Annotated in this window: 2 protein-coding genes; both read right to left on the minus strand. The window is 40.2% G+C overall.

Translation table 11 applies throughout. From position 1 onward, the window contains the following. Nucleotides 1–122: 122 nt before the first annotated feature. Nucleotides 123–1,220 carry a glycoside hydrolase family 10 protein gene (locus P9B04_RS23795; RefSeq protein ID WP_342057437.1) on the minus strand — a complete coding sequence of 366 codons (1,098 nt, stop codon included), beginning with the start codon at nt 1,218–1,220 and terminating at the stop codon, nt 123–125. Nucleotides 1,221–1,236: 16 nt separating this feature from the next. Further along, nucleotides 1,237–1,749 (minus strand): hypothetical protein, encoded by a 513-nt coding sequence (locus P9B04_RS23800; RefSeq protein WP_342057438.1) that lies wholly within the window; start codon nt 1,747–1,749, stop codon nt 1,237–1,239. Nucleotides 1,750–2,018 lie beyond the last annotated feature (269 nt).

Below are 2,018 nucleotides of genomic sequence, written 5' to 3' on the forward strand. Positions count from 1 at the left end.
AACTGGTTTGCTCATTGCTGTTACTGTACCTCATAACTGTGGGAAATGCTATAGAATCCAGTATTGACCAGAGAAAAGAATCGGTTAGCATATCATGAGTAGTGAAATATGAAAGATATTTTTTAAGGAAAGGGTGGAGTGGGAAGGGGAGCCAGTTTAGAATAATCAGCACTATTATAGAGTGTTAATGCCATCTGATTGCTATTGTTGGTCAAGCCTTCATAAAAAAAGAAAACCTGTCCACCTAATCCTTTTGTTCTGTTGTGATTGACACACTTAACAAGATCACTTGCCGTCAAATTTCTCCGATTAGCAGTAAAAGCAATACCTGGGACAATTTTTTTTCGCTCCCGACTAGAAAATCCGTTGGCAACTCGGTCGACTTCGGCTCGGTAAGCTGAAAAATTTTCTCGATACCATTGAGGGCATAATAAATCCACTAAGCCTTGCTTAAGCCAATGTTCAGAATCTTGTAAAACATTATCTAAACCAAATTTAAAAGGAGAAGGGGAGATAGACAAAAGGCAATTTGAATCTTTGGTTTTGATTTGACTGCGTAAACGTTTAAGGTAATCAGTCAATAAATTGGCTCGAAATTGTACCCAAGCTGGTTGTTTGGTGTTAAGAGGAGGATTGGAACCGAAGCGGTTTCGATATTCATTTTTGGTCTGTTGGTCATAACCACCTAGATGAGGCATAGCTGGGAGGCGATCGCATCCTTGAACACCTGCAACGTCATACTTTTCAATGACTTCTAACAACAAATCGCTGATAAATTGCTGAACCTCGAGATCCAGAGAATTCATCCAAGTTAAACCACCATGTCTGAGTTGATTTCCAGATTGAGTCATTGCTGACCATTGAGGCTTCATGGTTAGAATATGACCTCCATCGAATAATGGAGACGCAGCGAAGCCATACTCAAACCAGGGAAAAATTGCCAAATTACGACCTTTGGCTTGATTAATTACTTCCTCTAGAGGATCTATACCCAGTTCAACATATAAAGGATCTTGTTTAGGAAAACCATGTTTTGCCATCACCTCACTTTCAAAAGCTGTATATCCTTGATTCCAAACCGCAACAAATAAGGTATTGAATCCACACTTTTCTAGAAAATCTAATGTCTTTTTGATACGGGATGTGGAAGTCAATACAGGACTGTTGAAACGAGAAAGTAACCAAACTCCCCTAATTTCGGTCATTCTATCTTTGACCATTTGTTAAGGGATTCCCCTAAACCCCTGCAGGAACGAAATCAACCTCATCAGTTCCATTGGTTTCTCCTTGACCGGAAGTAATTTGTTCTCCATTAACTTCAATGGCAAAAGGAGTTTCTTCTAAATTAAGATTGTAGTCAGTTGCTTCACTGCTATAACCAACACTGGCGATCATTTTACGACCTTCATCTGTGTATTTAAAGGCCAATAATTGATTTTTTTCCTTTTGATTATCGTAAGCCCAAATTACCAGACATTGAAACTCTTGATAATCAAAAATTTTAGGTGGACGAGTGGGAACATAACGGCCTGGAGAGCCAAAACTGTTATCGAGAAATGTTTGAATCGTGCTGTCTTCTACCACCGCATAAGCTACTTCTTCAACGGATGTTGGTTCAGCATCCCCCACCGTCTCATCAACTTTTTCTTCCTGCCCACGGTTGCGAAAATAATCAACAGCCAATTTCGTTCCAATACCCCCCACTGTAGCAATACCTGCACCGATTAAGATATTACGAAGCTTAGACATTTTTTTCTTCTCCTTATCATCTAAAGCAACTGTCTCATTATATAGTGATGACCCAAAAAAGACGGGGTTAACTGGTCAGTTATGATGATTGTCAAGAGGGTAGCCAAAATTTCTCTTCTGGGGATTGGGAATGAGGAATTAGAGGTAATCCCTACAAATCAGTGGAGGTAAGGCCAGAAGAGGTTTTTATTGGCTAAACTAATAGGCGCGCTGACTCTGCGAGATCCGCGAAGCCGATCGCAAAACAAAACTGGTCGGGGCAACTACCT

Origin of the sequence: Crocosphaera sp. Alani8 (genome assembly GCF_038442745.1) — a bacterium.
Classification (GTDB): Bacteria; Cyanobacteriota; Cyanobacteriia; order Cyanobacteriales; family Microcystaceae; genus Crocosphaera.

Excerpts from the sequence above, each read along its gene's own strand:
- P9B04_RS23800 (WP_342057438.1), bottom strand. The coding sequence starts at position 1,749 with ATGTCTAAGCTTCGTAATATCTTAATCGGTGCAGGTATTGCTACAGTG.
- P9B04_RS23795 (WP_342057437.1), bottom strand. The coding sequence starts at position 1,220 with ATGGTCAAAGATAGAATGACCGAAATTAGGGGAGTTTGGTTACTTTCT.